The 16,195-nt window shown below is 63.6% G+C and carries 13 protein-coding genes; 7 read left to right on the top strand and 6 right to left on the bottom strand.

Annotation, left to right across the window (positions count from 1 at the left end; translation table 11 throughout):
- Nucleotides 1-5: 5 nt before the first annotated feature.
- On the bottom strand, nucleotides 6-1,154 hold the full coding sequence (locus tag JAO85_RS10295) for an ABC transporter permease (RefSeq protein ID WP_202788015.1): 1,149 nt from the start codon (nucleotides 1,152-1,154) through the stop codon (nucleotides 6-8).
- Entirely contained in the window at nucleotides 1,151-2,539 is a 1,389-nt protein-coding gene (locus JAO85_RS10290; RefSeq protein ID WP_087863567.1) for an efflux transporter outer membrane subunit, read from the bottom strand. The genes JAO85_RS10295 and JAO85_RS10290 overlap by 4 nt, the downstream gene beginning before the upstream one ends.
- Before the next feature lie 235 nt (nucleotides 2,540-2,774).
- Between JAO85_RS10290 and JAO85_RS10285 the strand changes: the two genes are divergently transcribed.
- Nucleotides 2,775-3,524 (top strand): response regulator, encoded by a 750-nt coding sequence (locus JAO85_RS10285; protein WP_003069560.1) that lies wholly within the window; start codon nucleotides 2,775-2,777, stop codon nucleotides 3,522-3,524.
- The gene (locus JAO85_RS10280) at nucleotides 3,509-4,681 is read left to right on the top strand and encodes a cell wall metabolism sensor histidine kinase WalK (RefSeq protein WP_012836634.1); all 1,173 of its coding nucleotides are present in this window, start codon (nucleotides 3,509-3,511) and stop codon (nucleotides 4,679-4,681) included. The genes JAO85_RS10285 and JAO85_RS10280 overlap by 16 nt, the downstream gene beginning before the upstream one ends.
- Here the strand turns inward: JAO85_RS10280 and JAO85_RS10275 are convergent.
- Nucleotides 4,656-6,212 (bottom strand): DUF3482 domain-containing protein, encoded by a 1,557-nt coding sequence (locus tag JAO85_RS10275; RefSeq protein ID WP_039049368.1) that lies wholly within the window; start codon nucleotides 6,210-6,212, stop codon nucleotides 4,656-4,658. The genes JAO85_RS10280 and JAO85_RS10275 overlap by 26 nt on opposite strands.
- Nucleotides 6,213-6,214: 2 nt before the next feature.
- The gene (locus JAO85_RS10270; protein ID WP_202788014.1) at nucleotides 6,215-7,663 is read right to left on the bottom strand and encodes a DUF2868 domain-containing protein; all 1,449 of its coding nucleotides are present in this window, start codon (nucleotides 7,661-7,663) and stop codon (nucleotides 6,215-6,217) included.
- 187 nt (nucleotides 7,664-7,850) lie between these two features.
- Here JAO85_RS10270 and trpB point away from each other — a divergent pair, with 187 nt between their 5' ends.
- Together trpB and JAO85_RS10260 are read left to right on the top strand one after the other, a co-directional pair.
- Nucleotides 7,851-9,053 carry a tryptophan synthase subunit beta gene (gene trpB, locus JAO85_RS10265; protein WP_202788013.1) on the top strand — a complete coding sequence of 401 codons (1,203 nt, stop codon included), beginning with the start codon at nucleotides 7,851-7,853 and terminating at the stop codon, nucleotides 9,051-9,053.
- 120 nt (nucleotides 9,054-9,173) lie between these two features.
- Nucleotides 9,174-10,550 (top strand): glycerophosphodiester phosphodiesterase family protein, encoded by a 1,377-nt coding sequence (locus JAO85_RS10260; RefSeq protein ID WP_237734791.1) that lies wholly within the window; start codon nucleotides 9,174-9,176, stop codon nucleotides 10,548-10,550.
- 66 nt (nucleotides 10,551-10,616) lie between these two features.
- On the opposite strand, the gene JAO85_RS10255 is transcribed toward JAO85_RS10260, so the two are convergent.
- Nucleotides 10,617-10,937, bottom strand: a complete 321-nt coding sequence (locus JAO85_RS10255) for a hypothetical protein (protein WP_057094265.1) — start codon at nucleotides 10,935-10,937, stop codon at nucleotides 10,617-10,619.
- Between the two features lie 26 nt (nucleotides 10,938-10,963).
- A complete protein-coding gene (locus tag JAO85_RS10250; protein ID WP_202788012.1) occupies nucleotides 10,964-12,196 on the bottom strand; it encodes an ammonium transporter in 1,233 nt (410 codons plus the stop codon).
- Nucleotides 12,197-12,405: 209 nt separating this feature from the next.
- Here JAO85_RS10250 and cls point away from each other — a divergent pair, with 209 nt between their 5' ends.
- The 3 genes from cls (at nucleotide 12,406) to JAO85_RS10235 (ending at nucleotide 16,135) form a co-directional block, all read left to right on the top strand.
- Nucleotides 12,406-13,848 (top strand): cardiolipin synthase, encoded by a 1,443-nt coding sequence (gene cls, locus JAO85_RS10245; protein WP_039049362.1) that lies wholly within the window; start codon nucleotides 12,406-12,408, stop codon nucleotides 13,846-13,848.
- A 245-nt stretch (nucleotides 13,849-14,093) separates the two neighbouring features.
- Nucleotides 14,094-15,434: a C4-dicarboxylate transporter DctA gene (locus tag JAO85_RS10240; RefSeq protein ID WP_003069580.1), complete on the top strand. Its 1,341-nt coding sequence runs from the start codon at nucleotides 14,094-14,096 to the stop codon at nucleotides 15,432-15,434.
- 8 nt (nucleotides 15,435-15,442) lie between these two features.
- Nucleotides 15,443-16,135, top strand: coding sequence for a GntR family transcriptional regulator (locus tag JAO85_RS10235; protein WP_012836626.1), 693 nt, complete (start codon nucleotides 15,443-15,445; stop codon nucleotides 16,133-16,135).
- Nucleotides 16,136-16,195: the final 60 nt, after the last annotated feature.

Genomic DNA, 16,195 nt, shown 5'->3' with positions numbered 1-16,195 from the left:
AGGCCTTAACGCAACAGGGTTGCCGGGTCGGCACGCAGCAAGCTGCGCATGGCGCCCAAACCCGACAGCAGCGACAGCACGGCCACCAGAAAGCCGCACGCAAGTACCGCTGACAGATTGAGGGCAACAGGGACGCGGTAGCTGGATGCAATGCTGAGCAGCACCGCACTGGCCAGTGCCGCCAGCACAAAGCCCAGGCCGCCAATCCAGCAGGCCTGCTCGACCACCACACGGCCCAGTGCCGCTCGGCTCACGCCCAGAGCATTGAGCACCGCATACTCGCGGGCGGACCCTGCCACCACCGCCTTGAGCGACTGGCTGGTCACGATGGCGCCCACCAGGCAGACGATGACAGCCATGAAGAGCACGCCGGCACCGGCTCCGGTATCGAGCATCCAGTAACGCTGAGAGCGGCGCGCAAAGGCATCCGCCGTCCAGACCTCGTACGGGCCGAAGCTGCTGCTGGACTGGCTCAATCTCGCCTGTGCCTCGCCGGCCTTGGCTCCTTGCTTGATGCGCGCCACGAAATAGGTGCTGCCATGCTCGGCACTGGTTTCTGCAATTTCGCGGGCCGTGCTGAGCGAGGCGATCACGTTGACACCGCCCAGGCCGCGCAAGCCGTCTACGGCAGCCACGATCTTGACCGCATGGTTGTTGATCCAGGCCGTGCTGCCTTCCTGCGCGCCCAGAGTCCCCAGGTCCGCCCTGTCCACAATCACGGCACCGGGCTCGCGCAGCAGCTGTCGCTGCCAGGAGGTGAGCACCTTGGTGAACATCATGGAGTTGTCCGCAGTGCTGACGCCCGAAAGATAGACCGAGACTCCGCCTCCGGTCGCGCCCTGGGCACCGGCGCGCGCGCGCCAGTCGCCATCGACCCAGACATAGGATTCCACGGCCGCCACATCGGGGTCCATGCGCAGACGCATCTCCACATCGCTACCGATATTGCGCCCGAAGTTCACGCTTTGCGTGCCCGGATAGCCCACCCAGAGGTCGGCCGAAGAAGCCGTCACGTAGATCGCGGCAGAGCCGAAGATGCCCAGCACCAAGGCGGCCTGCATGGCCAGCAGAACGCCCGAAAAGCCCACGGCGAACACCGAAGGGACAAAGCGTCTCCACTCATGGATCAGCGTCTTGCGCGCCAGGGCAATCATGGCTGAGCCTCTGTGGTCCGGGTAACAAGCGCGGCATCGACAGGCGCAGCACCCACTGCCTTGTAGAGAGCCACATAGGCCAGCGCCTCGGCAGCCCTGGCGGTTGCCAGCTCGCTCTGGTTTTGCAGGCTGGCGCGGGCGCTATCGATGCCCGCAAGCTCGCTGGACAGGCCCAGTTGCTGGCGCACTGCCTGAGCCTTCTCGCGCCCGGCATGAATCTGCTGCTGGGACTTCAGCTGCTGCTGCCTTTGCTGCTGGGCGGCAACCGCTGCCAGGGCAGTTTCGGCCTCGGCAATGCCATTGAGCACGGCCTGGCGGTATGCCTTGATGCTGGCCTGCAGCGCCAGCTCCTTGCCGTCTGCCACGGCACGGCGGCGCCCCCAGTCAAAGAGCGGAATGTCGATCTGCGGACCGACCATGGGAATGGAGTCCGAGGTCGTGCGGTGATTGCGCGTCAGGTTGTATGCATACAGCAAGGACCCCGTCAGGGTCAACCGCGGATAGAGCGCCGCGCGCGACACGCCGACCTCGGCCGCAGCCTGCTCCACCGCAGCCTCGGCACTTTGAATATCGGGGCGGTTGCGCAGCAGGTCTGCCGGCAGTACGGCAAGCGCCTGCATTGCGGGCAACGCGGCATCCGTCCTGGGCTGCAGCCACTGCGGCTCGGCGCGCTCACGTCCCAGCAGGGCAGCCAGCGCATGGGCAGCACGCGCCTGGGCTTCGTTCAGGGTGGACAGCTGAGACTCTGCGGTGCGCAGCTGCAGCTGTTGCTGCTCCAGAGACTGGGCATCTGTCAGTCTCTGCTCATGCCGAATCTGCAAGAGCTGCAGCTGTCGCTGCGCCTGCTGCAATTGCCTCTCGACCAGGCTGCGCTGCACCTGGGCCAGCCGGATATCGAGATAACGGTGCACCACATCGGCCACCAGCGCCACCCGCGCTGCATGCAGCTGGGCTTGCGCATCCAGCACGCCGGCCGCGCCTGCACGGCGCGCCGCGGCGGAGTCACCAAACAGACCAAGGTCCCAACTCACATCAATGCTGGCATGGAAGTAAGTATCAACTGCCGCAATATCCTGCAGAGTCCGCGCTCCGGTGCTGACTATGGGGCGAAAAGCCGCATCTGCCGTACTCGCCAGCAAGCGCTGCTGACGCAGACGCAGCACGGCCTGAGCCACATCAAGATTCTGGGCCAGCGCCTCGTCGACCAGCGCATTGAGAGCGGGGTCATTCCAGGCACGCCACCATTGAGCCAGCTCCGCGGGGTCCGACTTTTGAGCCGACTCCTGCTGCTGCCATTGGGGTGGTGTGGTCCGATCCAGCTTGACTGCCTCGGGCGCAGCACAGCCTGCCAGCAACGACAAGACACACAGACACAGACTGCCCATGCGAAGACGCGAGACGTGAGAGGGAAATATCACAGCGCAGTTGGCTCAAGCTTTAGGTTGTACCCCGGGGAAGCTGCAAAAAGCAGAGACAGCTTTCCATCCTCGCCATTGAACGGCAGCAAGCTTTCGCCAGATTGCAGGGTTTATGTAGGAATTATGGAGAGCCTCCGCCATTCGGCTATTGCAGCGGCAACGCACATAATGTGCAGATAACAAGTTTCAGGGAGTCCAGCAGATGCATGACTTTGCTGCACACAAAACCATGACTACTTTTACGCAACCCGCTTCCACGCCCATGGTGCTTGTAGTCGAAGACGAACCCGGAATTGCCGGCGTTCTCAGCGCCTATCTGGAGCGCGACGGCCTGCGCATTCGCATGGCGCAAGACGGCGAGGAAGCCCTGCAGAGCTTTCGCCAGCTGCGCCCGGACCTGGTGCTGCTAGACATTCATCTGCCCAAGGTCGATGGAGTGGATGTGCTGCGCATGATCCGCAATGACAGCGATGTCCCCGTCATCATGGTGACGGCCCTGGCAGACGATGTGGACAAGCTGCTGGCACTGCGCCTTGGGGCGGACGACTATGTGGTCAAGCCTTTCAACCCTCCCGAGGTGGTGGCCCGGGTGCGTGCCGTGCTGCGCCGCACCCAGGCCAAGCCTGCGCCGGTGGCCGCGCCCATACGCGTCGGCCCCATAGAGATCGACGTGGAAGCCCATAGTGCAGCCGTCTATGACGATGCGGGCCAGGCCGTGCCTCTGGCGCTGACGCTCACGGAATTCCGTCTGCTGGCCTGCCTGGCGGCCCAGCCACGCCGCTGCTTTTCACGTGCCTACCTGATTGAGAACTGCCTGCCGGAAAGCGATGCGCTGGAGCGGGTGATCGACTCCCACCTATCCAAACTGCGCCGCAAGCTGCAACTGGCCGGCCAGGACGGGCTGATCGAGACCGTGCGCGGTATTGGCTATCGTCTATGGCCTTGGGACTGAACCGCATCTGGGTCCGCTTTGGTCTGTGGATCACGGCGGCCGTGCTGCTGGCCATTGCCTCCCTGGCCATTGGCGTGCTGGCGTTTTCCGAACTGCAGTACCGCGAGTTCTACCGCCACCTGCCAAGTCCCGTCAGAACCGAGCTGGAGGCGTTGAAGTCCCAGGATCTGGAGGACAGCCCCAGAGCCCTGCAGATCTACTCCGAGTACTGGGAAGGCGACCGCCTGTTTGGCGAGAAATGGTCGCTGGTCATCGGCCTGGCTGTCAGCCTGCCTTTCGGCATGGCCGTGGGCTTCTGGATTTCGCGACGCATCACCAGTCCGCTGGCCTCCATGGTGGAAGTGGCTGCGCGCGTGGAGCGTGGCGATCTGGCCTCCAGAGCCGTCAAGGGCAATGCCCATGGCGAGATGGCCGAGATGATCGATGCCTTCAACGGCATGGTTGATTCGCTGGAGACGCTGGAAGCAGAGCGTCTGGCCACGGCTGCCTCCATCTCCCACGAGCTGCGCACCCCATTGACGGTGCTGCAGGCAAGACTGCATGCGATCTGCGACGGCGTCATCGACTCCAGCCAGGCCGAGATGAAGACGCTGCTGGCCCAGGTCGAGCATCTGGGACGGCTGGTCGGCGATCTGCACACCCTGTCCATGGCCGACGCCGGACAGCTGTCTCTGCGCAAGGAACGCATTGACCTCGCCGCACTGGTCGGTGATGTCGTCGAGGACTTGCACCCGCAGCTGCAGAAGCTGGACATGGCCCTGTCACTGGATCTGCCCATGCAGGACGGCGATGGCAGCACCGACATCAAGGCCGACACCGATCGCTTGCGCCAGATCACCACCAACCTCATCAGCAACGTGCTGCGCCATGCCAGCAGCGGCCACTGGCTGAGCATCCGGGTGTATGCGAGCTCCGACCACCAGAACCAGTCATGGGTGATCCTGGAAGTAGGCGATGCGGGGCCCGGCCTTGCTGACGAAGTTCAGGCCCATCCGTTCCAGCGCTTTGTCCAGGCCCCAGGAAAGCGCCGCCGGGAAGGCTCTGGCCTGGGCCTGTCCATCGTCAAGGCTCTGGTGACCTCGCAGGGCGGCACCGTCAGCACGGGCGTCTCCGAGCGTGGCGGCGCGCTTTTTACCGTGCGCTTTCCCCGTCTCTGACACCGCACTCTGCATTCAGCCCCGGATAGAGGTCGGCCATGATCTGCTGCAGGCTTTGCGAGAGCAGCTCCATCATGGCGACTCTCTGCGCATCGGTAGCCGCTCCTGCGGCATGTGCTTCGCGCAGCTGCGCCCAGAGTGCGGCCCATTGCGCGGCATGCGTCTGCACCGTGCCTTGGGCCAGCTCACTCCATTGACTGGGCGCCGCAGGGCTGGTGTAGCGACCGCGACCACGGCCGAAATGCGAGATCAGCAGGTACTTGAGCAATACCTGAGCAGCTGCTGCGTTCAGATAGTCGGTCGAGAGTTGAAAGCTCTGCTGCTCCTGGTCGAACATCTTGTTCGCTCCCCAAGCCGCGCCCCCAAAGGTGATGGCCCCCAGCAGCGCCCCCACCAGGGCACCGGCACCCAGCGTCAAACCTCCTGCCATCAGATCGGCCCCCAGTCCTGTGGCTGCGCCGGCAGTCAACGCCCCCCACAAGCTGGCTGCCTGCGCATCGACCGGCGTGGTGATCTGAAGCTGGCTGCGCAATTGCTCCTGTATCTGACTGGCCGCCTGACCGTCGAGTCCATGAATCTCGAGCAAGCGCTGGGTGGCCTGCACATCGGCCTGACGCAAAGCCTGCATCAGCCGCTGAACGGCTGCCTTGGCCTGGGCTCCGAGCCGCTCTTCACCCTCTGCCGATTTACCCAACTTGGCGGTGAGCTGGCTCAGGCTTTGCCAGGCTCGCGCCAGCAGTTTGCCTTGCTCGGGATCAAGCTTTTCATGCAGACCTGCCGCAGCTATCAGCTGATCTGCCATGACCCCCAGGCTCGCCTGCTCGCGCTGCTGCTGCAGCAAAGCTCGCTGTGCCAGCAGGCGCTGATAGGCAGACTGTTTGGACTGAGGCAACAAAGGCGCAATGCTTTGCATCATCTTGCGCTCATGCCACCAGCTGCGCGTGAAGGCATCCAGCACCAGCACATCGCGCACCACGCTTTGAAAGCTCTGCGTCGCCTGCTGCCAGCGCCGCAAATCTTCCTGTGTCTGCTCTGCCGTGGTGTCGCTGCCAATCTGGTTGAGAAGCACGATGACCGGCTTGTTCATCCAGGCCAGAATGTTCATCTCGGCGCTCCAGTAGCCTGCATCGGCCGGGTCTTCAGCCGCGTTGACGAGGTAGAGCATCACATCCGCATGATCGCGCGCAGCGAGCAAGGCACGCTGACTCAGATAGAAAGGCCTGTCGCGCCAGCGATCCCAGACATTGCTGAGAAACCAGCCCAGCGGATTGCCCTGCTGCCGCAGGCGTTCATAAAGCCGCACCGAGTCGCCGAAGCCCGGTGTATCCCAAAGCCACAGCTCATCGCCCTGCTGCGTTTTCTGAAGCAGATAGCGCTGTGACTGAGTGGTCACATGTGCGGCATCGTCAATCTCGCCGACATCGTCGGCCATCAGCGTACGGGTCAGCGTGGTCTTGCCGATATTGGTGTGCGACAAAAGACACCACTGAATGCTGCTGTCAATCGGAACCAGCTCGTTGCTCTCACTCATCATCACACTCCTGCGCCTGGCACCAGGGTCGCGTTCAGGCCCGCGCCGCGCACAAATTCCCGCCACAGCTGCTCGCGCTCCTGCACTCGCGCCGGGGCACCGCTGTTGCGCGCACGAAAGTCCGCCGCCCATAGCCACACATCGGTATGCGCGCCCCAGCGGTTCAATACCTGCGCCAGCAGCACGCCATGAATTTCCGCCTCGGGCGTGGCAGCCAGATTGAGCAACAGCACCTGCTGTGCGTCAACAGCCGAAGCGTCCGGCAAGGGCGATCCATAGGCCAGCACCGGCAGCAACGCAAGCTGCGCACCAGCGCCGTAGCTCTGCGCCACATGGCTGCGCAGGGCGGCTTCGCGCTCGGGCGTGATGTCCAGGCTGTAGGGCTGCACCAGCAGCGCCGTTGCACGCCCCGCCCAGTCACGCTGCAGCTTCTGGAAATAGGGCTGCTGCAGCGGCAATGTCAGATGCTGGCTCAACCACCAGACCCTGGCACCCTGCCACAGCGCCAGCAGCAGACGCGGCGCCACCACCATCAATCCCAGCAACCAGCTGTAGAGCTGCACCCAGCGCGGCCCCGCATCTGCGGCATCACCGGCCGACCAGCCCTGCAGTGCCTGGATCTGCGCCAGACTCCACGGTGCTTGGCCCAGCAGATGCTGCACCGGCGCAAACAGCATGTTCAGACAGGTCTGCACGGCAGAAGGCGAGAGGAAAGTGCTCTCCCACCCCACTTGATAAGCCTTGGTGAGGCCGGTGAGCCATAGTGATGCCAGCGCACCCAGTGCCAGCATTGCCGCACCCAGATGCAGACACACAAGCCATTGCGCATGGCGCGGTCTCTGGTTGACCTGCCACCAGTTGCGCTCGAAGTTCAGCGCCATCTTGCGCAGCCCGGTGCCGCGCGAAACACCCCACCTTTTCGTCTGCAGCTTTTGCAGCCAGCCACCGGGGGCTGCCACGGGCCGCTGTGCCGCAGCGCCCTGACCCGGCTCAGGCTCCAGCGGTGCAATCACTGTTTGCCTGCGCCGAACAAGACTGCGCAGCCAGGACAGCAGCAACAGCACATAGACCAGCAGATTCCACAGCACGATACCGATCAAGGAGGCGGAGAGCAGATCCACACGATGCGGGTCCGTGATCGCATGACCCGCAAAGCCCAGCGCAAATGCCGCTGTCATCACGGCCAGCACCAACCAGCGTGAAATACCGGCGCGTTGCCGGGCCACAGCGCGTATGTCGGCAGGCAGTTGCGCTGCAGCAATCACGCGTTGTGCCCGCTCCTGCAGAAAACTCTCGAACGCTGCACGACCGCCGCCCTTGGCCTTGCCCTGGGCGTGCAGGCACTCCTGCGTGATGGCAGTGCAGCGCTCGGTCGTGGGCAGCGCCTCGTGCGGAGCTGCGGTTTCCAGGGCATGGGCAAAGACAATATCGCGGGCTGAGCTGGCTTTCATGTCGCTATTGTGTTTCAGAGCAGGAGCAGGTTGCCTGCCAATATCAAAACAATAGCTGTCAGCGCTTTCATCTTGAGGGCTGCGTTCATTTCTGTGCTGATTCCATCCGGACTTGCCTGCAAGCGACTTGAGCCCACCGTGTGCTATGAATGCAGCTTTGCTGCACCACACACCAAGGAGACAAGCCATGACCCAGAACCCCCAGGCCATGCCCGATGCGCAAGGCTTCTTCGGCCCCTACGGCGGCCAGCTCGTGCCGCCAGAGCTCAAGCGATGCATGGACGAGATTGCCGCGGCCTACAAGGAGATCGTCAAACGCCAGGACTTCCAGGACGAGCTGGCCGCGCTGTTTGCCGACTATGTGGGCCGGCCCAGCCCCATCTTTCACGCCAGGCGCCTGTCCGATCAACTGGGCGGCGCGCAGATCCATCTCAAGCGTGAGGATCTGAATCACACGGGGGCTCACAAGATCAACCACTGCCTGGGCGAGGCACTGCTGGCCAAATTCATGGGCAAGAAAAAAGTCATTGCCGAGACCGGTGCCGGCCAGCATGGCGTGGCCCTGGCCACGGCCTGTGCGCTGGTGGGCATTCCCTGCGAGATTCACATGGGCCAGGTGGATATCGAGAAGGAGCACCCCAACGTCACCAAGATGCGCATCCTGGGCTGCAATCTGGTGCCAGTCACGCGTGGCGCGGCCACGCTGAAGGAGGCAGTGGACAGCGCCTTCGAGGTCTATCTGCAGGACCCCGTCAACACCATTTACGCGATTGGCTCGGTGGTCGGACCCCACCCCTTTCCCATGATGGTGCGGGACTTCCAGTCCATCGTCGGTCGTGAGGCACGCGAACAGTTCCAGACCCGGCACGGCAAGCTGCCCGACCATGTGGCCGCCTGCGTGGGCGGGGGCAGCAATGCCATGGGCATCTTCACGGCCTTCCTGGGTGACGAGTCCGTGCATCTGGTGGGCGTGGAACCTGCCGGCGAGGGCGTGGACAAGCCCGGTCGCCATGCCGCCACGCTGTCGGTTGGCAAGCCCGGCGAGATTCACGGCATGAAGTGCTATGTGCTGGAGAACGCCGACGGCACGCCGGCCGCCGTGCACAGCATTGCCTCGGGCCTGGACTACCCCGGCGTGGGCCCGCAGCACAGCTATCTCAAGGATATAGGCCGCGTGGACTACCAGTCCGTGGACGACAAGGAATGCCTGAATGCCTTCATGACGCTGTCGCGTGTGGAGGGCATCATCCCGGCGCTGGAAAGTGCGCACGCCGTGGCCTGGGCCATGCGCGAAGCGCCGGGGCTCGGCAAGGACCAGCATATTCTGGTCAACCTCTCGGGTCGCGGCGACAAGGATGCCGATTACGTCGCCAGGAAGCTGGGACTGTAACTGCCGCACCCCGCACAAGGCTGCCGCCCCTGCAGCCTTGTGCTTCGGAGCGTGACATGCTCCGAGGGCACGGTCACACAACCGTCATCAACAAGCGCAAGCATGAGGCGATCTCCATCCATGCCTGAACCCATGTCCCATACCCGCCACCCCGTCTTTGCTCTGACCTTGCTTGCAGCCTTTGCCCTGAGCGCCTGTGGCGGCGGAGACGGCCCGACACCAGCGCCTGCGCCGCAGTTTCTGACGCTGGACGGCAAGCAGCCCCAGGTCATCGCCCACCGCGGCTACTCGGGTCTGTACCCCGAGCAGACCCAGATGGCCTATGAAAAAGCCATTGATGCGGGCGCCGACATGATCGAGCTCGACATGCACATGACGCGCGACTGCCAGTTGGTGGCACGCCACAACGCCTGGCTGAGCGACAGCACCAACATCGCCGACGTTGCCAAGAGCAATTCCTATGTGGCCGCGCGCAAGCGCACCACGCCCGGGGTATGGGTCGATGTGAAATACCCCGCGACACCCGACAACGGGCCGGCCCGCTATCTGAGCGACCGTATCGATCCCAACAACCAGAAATCCGTGCTTCAGGCCCTGGTCGTCGATGGCGAGGACCACACCGGCGACTGGTCCATCTCCGACTTCAGCCTGCATGAGCTGCGCACGCTGCTGGGCGGCACCATACTGGACAACCGTGCCGACCGCCCCACGGAATGGAATGGCAAGCTGCCACTGATCAGCGCACAGGATGTGATCGATATCGCACTCGCCAAGGGCAAGGCGGCAGGCCGCACGATTGCCGTCTACGCCGAGACCAAGAACCCTTACTGGAACAACCAGCAGGCCATCGCCAACAGCTGCGGCACGGGCGAGCATCCGTTCGAGGACGCCGTGATGGCGCTGCTCGAGAGGAACCAGCTCAACCGCAAGGACGCGCCCATCTACATCCAGAGCTTCGACCCCGACAGCCTGAAGTATCTGCGCAAGGCGGGCATGAAGGCCAAGGGCGTGCAGCTGATCGACGGCAATGACTACAACTTCAGGGATGGCTCGGTCGGCTACATCACCAGCGACGAATGGACCTTCATCAGCGGCCGCCCCTATAGCTGGACGCTGGCAGGCGATGCGCGCACCTTCGCGGTCATGCAGACACCGGCAGGCCTGGCCGAGATCAAGACCTATGCCGACGGCATCGGCCCCTGGAAACCCCAGGTGCTGGCCCATTCCGTCGTTCCCTACAAGGACGGAGCAGGCCTCAAGGATGTGAACACCTTGAAGGACACGGGCCTGATCGCCAATGCGCACAAGGCAGGACTGGTGGTGCACAGCTTTACCTTCCGCAGCGAGGCCAGCCGCCTGGCTGGCATCTTCAAGGGTGACCCTGCACAGGAATACCTCGCTTACTACCGCCTGGGCATTGACGGCGTTTTCACCGATTTCACTGCTGCTGGCATCAAGGCTCGCGAAGCCTATATCGCCGAGCTGAAAAAGCCATAGACCGGGCTCGTTGCCGGCATCGGCCTGAGCGCCGGTGCCGTCCCGGCCTCAGGTCCTGCTTGTGCCTCAGCGCAGCCCGCCGATATAGCGTGCCGAGGTGCGCAGTATCTCGGCGGCCTTGGTGGTGACCGAGCTGTCGCTCTGCGCAGTCTCGGCAGGCACTGCATGCCGGGGCTTGTCGCCGCTCCAGCTGTCCTGCAGACGCCGGGCCAGGCGCGCCAGCTCCTCGTCCTGTTGCTCTCGCGCATGCTCCAGCGCAAAAGCCACCATGGCCTGTGCATAGGCCTGGTTGCAGGCCATCCATTCGGTATCGGTCACCCGGCCCGTCCTGCGCCGCAGCACCACATGCAGATGTGCGGCCACCGCCACTCGATCGCTGTCCTCCATACACCGCTCCTGTCTTTGATGGATCACTAGTGCTGACGCTCCAGATGCAGACTGATATCCAGGCCCTCCATTTCCTGCACGGCATCCACACGCAAAGGCATCAGCAGACGGATCAGCACCAGCACCCCGGCCGTGGCTGCGCCGCTGTAGGCAGCCACGGCTGCCACGGCAATCAACTGGTTCATCACCGTCGCGCCTGTGCCCGCAATCAGGGGGTCGGCAAACACCGCCGTGAGAATGGAGCCCGCAATGCCGCCCACGCCATGCACGCCGAACACATCGAGCGAGTCGTCGGCCCCGAGACGGCGCTTGAGCCAGGTTGCGCCCCAGAAGCAGACTGCGCCCGCAATCAAGCCTATCCACACCGCACTGCCCACCTGCACAAAGCCGGCAGCCGGTGTGATGGCCACCAGTCCGCCCACCATGCCCGAGAGCAGGCCCAGCAAGGTCGGAGCGCCGCGAACCAGCCATTCCACCACCATCCATGCCAGACCGGCAGCCGCTGCCGCCACGAGAGTGACCACAAAGGCCAGCGCTGCACGCCCGTCGGCAGACAGGGCCGATCCCGCGTTGAAGCCGAACCAGCCGAACAGCAGCAGCGCCGTGCCCATGGCCGTCCAGCCCAGGCTGTGCGGCTCGAATGGCTCGGTTCCGTAGCCGCGCCTGCGCCCCATCATGAAGGCACAGACCAGTGCCGCCACGCCCGCATTCACATGCACCACGGCGCCGCCGGCAAAGTCCAGTGCGCCGAGCTGGTTCAGCCAGCCCCCGCTCTCCCACACCCAGTGGGCCACCGGCGCATAGACCACCACGCACCACAGCGCGGCAAACACCAGCAGGGCCGCAAAGCGCATGCGCTCTACCACGGCCCCCACGATCAGCGAGGTGGTGATGATGGCGAATGCGGCCTGGAACAGGGCATAGGCCGCCTCGGGCAGATGCGGCGCCAGATGGCTGACCGAGATCACGCTGCGCCGGCCATCGAAGTGCAGCGAGGCAAACCAGGCTCGTCCCAGATTGCCAAGCCAGGCAGACTCGGCGGTGAACGCAAGCGAGTAGCCCAGGCCGAACCAGGTCAGGGTGACCACGCAGGCCACCGCAAAAACGGCCACCATGGTGTTGACCACATTCTTGCGCCGCACCAGCCCCGCATAGAACAGGGCAATGCCCGGCAAGGTCATCAGCAAGACCTGCGCCGACGCGACCATGACCCAACCGGTATCTGCCTTGTCGATGGCAGTCAATGGCACCATTTCCATGCACTCCCCCCTGCTTGTTTGCTTTGACAAAAAAAGGAAGCAGGTTCCATGCCAGTGCCATGCCGATCTGTCGATGCTTCATGATGGATAGCAGCATGCGTTGATCCATCAAGGTCTTTGCGCCTGTTTCATGAGAACCACGACGGGCAGCTTGTGCTCAGGCCTGAGCCCGTTATGCTCGACAAGGTCCATCGTTGCTGCACTGATTCATGACCTGGCTGCTGCTGACTCTTCATGTATTGCTGATTGCCGGCTTCGGCCTGCGCATTCTGCTGCGCAGAGACATGCGGCCCGATGTGCGGCTGGCCTGGCTCATGGTCATCGTGCTGCTGCCCTATGTGAGTTGCCTGCTGTACTACCTGTTTGGGGAAGTGGCCCTGGGCCGTGTACCAGGCCGCAGAAGGCTCAATGTGCGCGAGTTCTGTCAGACCCGGGGCAGCGCCCTTGCGTCCGCACCCGGCCCCATGTCGCAGGCACGACCCGCCATTCCCGATCAATGGCTGCCGGCCTTCCGCTATGCCTCGTCCATCAACGGCTTTGTACCGCTGCCCGGCCACAGGGCCGAGCTCATGCGCGATGGCGCGCATGCCCGTGCGCAGATGCTGGCCGACATGGATGCCGCGCGCCACGAGATCAATGTGCTGTACTACATCTGGCTGGACGACAGCACCGGCACCGATGTGGCCCATGCCCTGATGCGTGCCGCGCAGCGCGGCGTGACCTGCCGGGCCATGGTCGACGGTCTGGGCTCGCGCGCACTGACGCGCTCGCCACTGTGGCAGCAGATGCGGCAGGCCGGCGTGCACCTGGCGATTGCCCTGCCCATCAGCAATCTGCTCAAAGTCATGCTGACCAGCCGCATCGACCTGCGCAACCACCGCAAGATCACGCTCATAGACGGCAGGATCAACTATTGCGGCAGCCAGAACTGCGCCGACGAAGGCTTTCGCATCAAGGCTCGCTATGCCCCCTGGGTGGACATCATGCTGCGCCTGCAGGGTCCGGTGGTCATGCAGATGCAGCAGGCTTTTGCCAGCGACTGGGCGCAGTCTGATGCGTGCCTTGCACCACCGACAACCGAGACCGGCGCTGCCGCTGACGACGGCTTCCATGCCGTTGCGATTGCCGAAGGGCCGACGGAAAGAGCACGCTCTACACCCCAGCTGGTTGCCAGCCTGCTGGCCTGTGCGCAGCGCGAGGTCGTGATCTCCACCCCCTACTTCGTACCCGACAGCACGGTGCTAGATGCCTTGTGCGCCGCCGCGCTGCGCCAGGTGCAGGTCACACTGATCCTGCCCGCCCGCAATGACTCATGGATAGTCGGTGCCGTCAGCCGCAGCCATTACTGGCGGCTGCTGAGCGCCGGGGTCCATATCCACGAATTCCGCCCCGGCCTGCTGCATGCCAAGACCCTGTGTCTGGACGGATCGGTCAGCCTGATCGGCTCCACGAATCTCGATCTGCGCAGCTTTGACCTGAACTTTGAAAACAATGTATTGCTGCACGACGAAGCCATCACCGAGGCCATCCGGCATCGGCAACAGAGCTATCTGCACGAATCCGATGTGGTGACGCTGGCACAGGTGCATTCGGCTCCCTGGTGGAAGCGCATCTGGGACAACCTGCTGGGCGCCCTGAGCCCGCTGCTGTAAGCGCCATGCCCTGGCTTTGGGCATGCTCAAAGCCCGCGCACCACGCGCGTGCACACTGGCGCCTCCTCTCGCACCAAGGCGGAACGCCCTTTTATTTCATACGTGAAAGTCAGGGCTGATCCTCCCCTAATTTACACAAATCTGCAGGAATACCCTCTGCTGGCACGCCTTTCGCTTGCCTACATTCTTGTATGCAAGTTGCAGACAACTTGCATACAAGATTCCACAACTTGCGAAAGACGACTATGCGCCGCTTTGTCAGATCACTGTTCGGACAGGTGGTGATCGCACTCATACTGGGTGTGCTCGCCGGACTACTGGCTCCTGAATGGGCCGTGAAACTCAAACCCCTGGGCGATGGCTTCATCAAGCTCATCAAGATGATCATCCCCATACTGGTGTTCTGCGTGGTCGTGCACGGCATTGCCGGTGCAGGCGACCTCAAGCGCGTAGGCCGCGTGGGCGTCAAGGCCCTGATCTATTTCGAGGTTCTGACCACCATCGCCCTGGGTATGGGCCTGGTGCTGGCCTTTGTCTTCGAGCCCGGCGTGGGCATGAACGTGGACACCAGCAAGCTCGATGCCTCGGCCATGGCGGCCTATGCCAGCAATGCCGACAAGCTGACCAGCGGCGGCACGGTGGATTTCCTGATGAAGCTCATTCCCACCACCGTGGTGGAAGCCTTCGCCAAGGGCGACGTGCTGCAGGTACTGCTGTTCGCCGTGCTGTTCGGCTGCGCGCTGACCATGCTGGGAGAACGCGGCAAGCCCGTCTCCGCGCTGGTGGACGCCTTGTCCATGGCTCTGTTCAAGGTCATGGGCATCATCATCAAGCTGGCACCGCTGGGCGTGCTGGGCGCCATCGCCTTCACCGTGGGCCAATACGGCATAGGCTCGCTCAAGCAGTTGGGCATGCTGGTGGCGCTGTTCTACGTCTCGGTGCTGATCTTCGTGTTCGTGGTGCTGGGTCTGGTGATGCGCCTGTCGGGCTTCAGCCTGATCAAGCTGCTGCGCTATCTGCGCGAGGAGCTGACCATCGTCTTCGCGACCACCTCCTCCGACAGCGTGCTGCCCCAGATCATGGCCAAGCTGCGCAACATGGGTGTGCGCGACTCCACCGTGGGCCTGGTGATTCCCACCGGCTACTCGTTCAACCTGGACGCGTTTTCCATCTACATCACACTGGCTGCGGTCTTCATCGCCCAGGCCACCAACACCCCGATCAGCATGTCCGACCTGCTGACCATTCTGGCCATCGCGCTGGTGACCTCCAAGGGCGCACACGGGGTACCGGGCTCGGCCATCGTGGTGCTGGCAGCCACCCTGCATGCCATTCCCGCCATCCCTGCAATCGGCCTGGTGCTGGTGCTGTCGGTGGACTGGTTCATGGGCATTGCACGCGCCCTGGGCAATCTGATCGGCAACTGCGTGGCCACCGTGGCGATTGCTGCCTGGGAGGGAGACATCGACCGCGAACGTGCCCATGCGGTACTTGACGGCAAGGCCGAGCCACTGACCGAAGAAGAAGACCATGCATCTGCTATCGTGCCGCCTGTCGTAGTCCCCATCCCTCACTCCAGCCACTGAACCAAGCAATGACTCCTGCCTCTCCACAGCACATCGCGGAACGCGTCGTCGAAGCCATCCTGGCCCAGAAACTGGCACCCGGGGAGCGGCTGGGGGAGCAGGAGCTTGCCAACAATTTCGACGTCAGCCGCACCGTGGTGCGCGAAGCGCTGATGCAGCTGCAGGCTCGCGGCTTTGTCCAGGTCCAGGCCCGCAGGGGCTGGTACGTGGTCCAGCCCTCGGCTGCCGAGGCCATGGATGCATTCTCTGCACGGCGGATCATCGAGACCGGCATATTGCAGGAAGCCGGCAAGCCGCTGCAGCGCGTCATCACCAGACTGCGCCGCCATATCGCCCAGGAGCAGAAAGCCATCGCCGGGGCGGACAGCGCCACGCGTGCCTTTCTGCTTGCGGATTTCCATGTCTGCCTGGCCGAACAGATGGGCCACAGGCTGCTGGCCGACACGCTGCGCGATCTGACGGCACGCACCACCCTGGCTGCCACGCTCTACCAATCCACGCACAGCGCCAGCCAGTCCTGCGCCGAGCACGAACGCATCGTGGCCGCCCTGGAACGCGGCGACACCGAGGGTGCCAAGGCGCTGCTGCTGGAACATATAGGCATGGTGGAACGCTCGCTGGAAATCCGTGCGACCGAGACCGAGGAGCCCGGCGACCGACTGCGTGCCACGCTCGCCCCCGTGCTCAAGCAACACCTCTGAGCAACGCTCTCCAAACCAAAAAGCCAGGGGCGTCCCTGGCTTTTTTCATTTGCGAAGTGC

This window comes from Comamonas sp. NyZ500 (genome assembly GCF_016772095.1).
Classification (GTDB): Bacteria; Pseudomonadota; Gammaproteobacteria; order Burkholderiales; family Burkholderiaceae_C; genus Comamonas; species Comamonas thiooxydans.
Note: the sequence above shows the minus strand (reverse complement) of the source record. Positions and strands in the feature narration are given on the sequence as shown.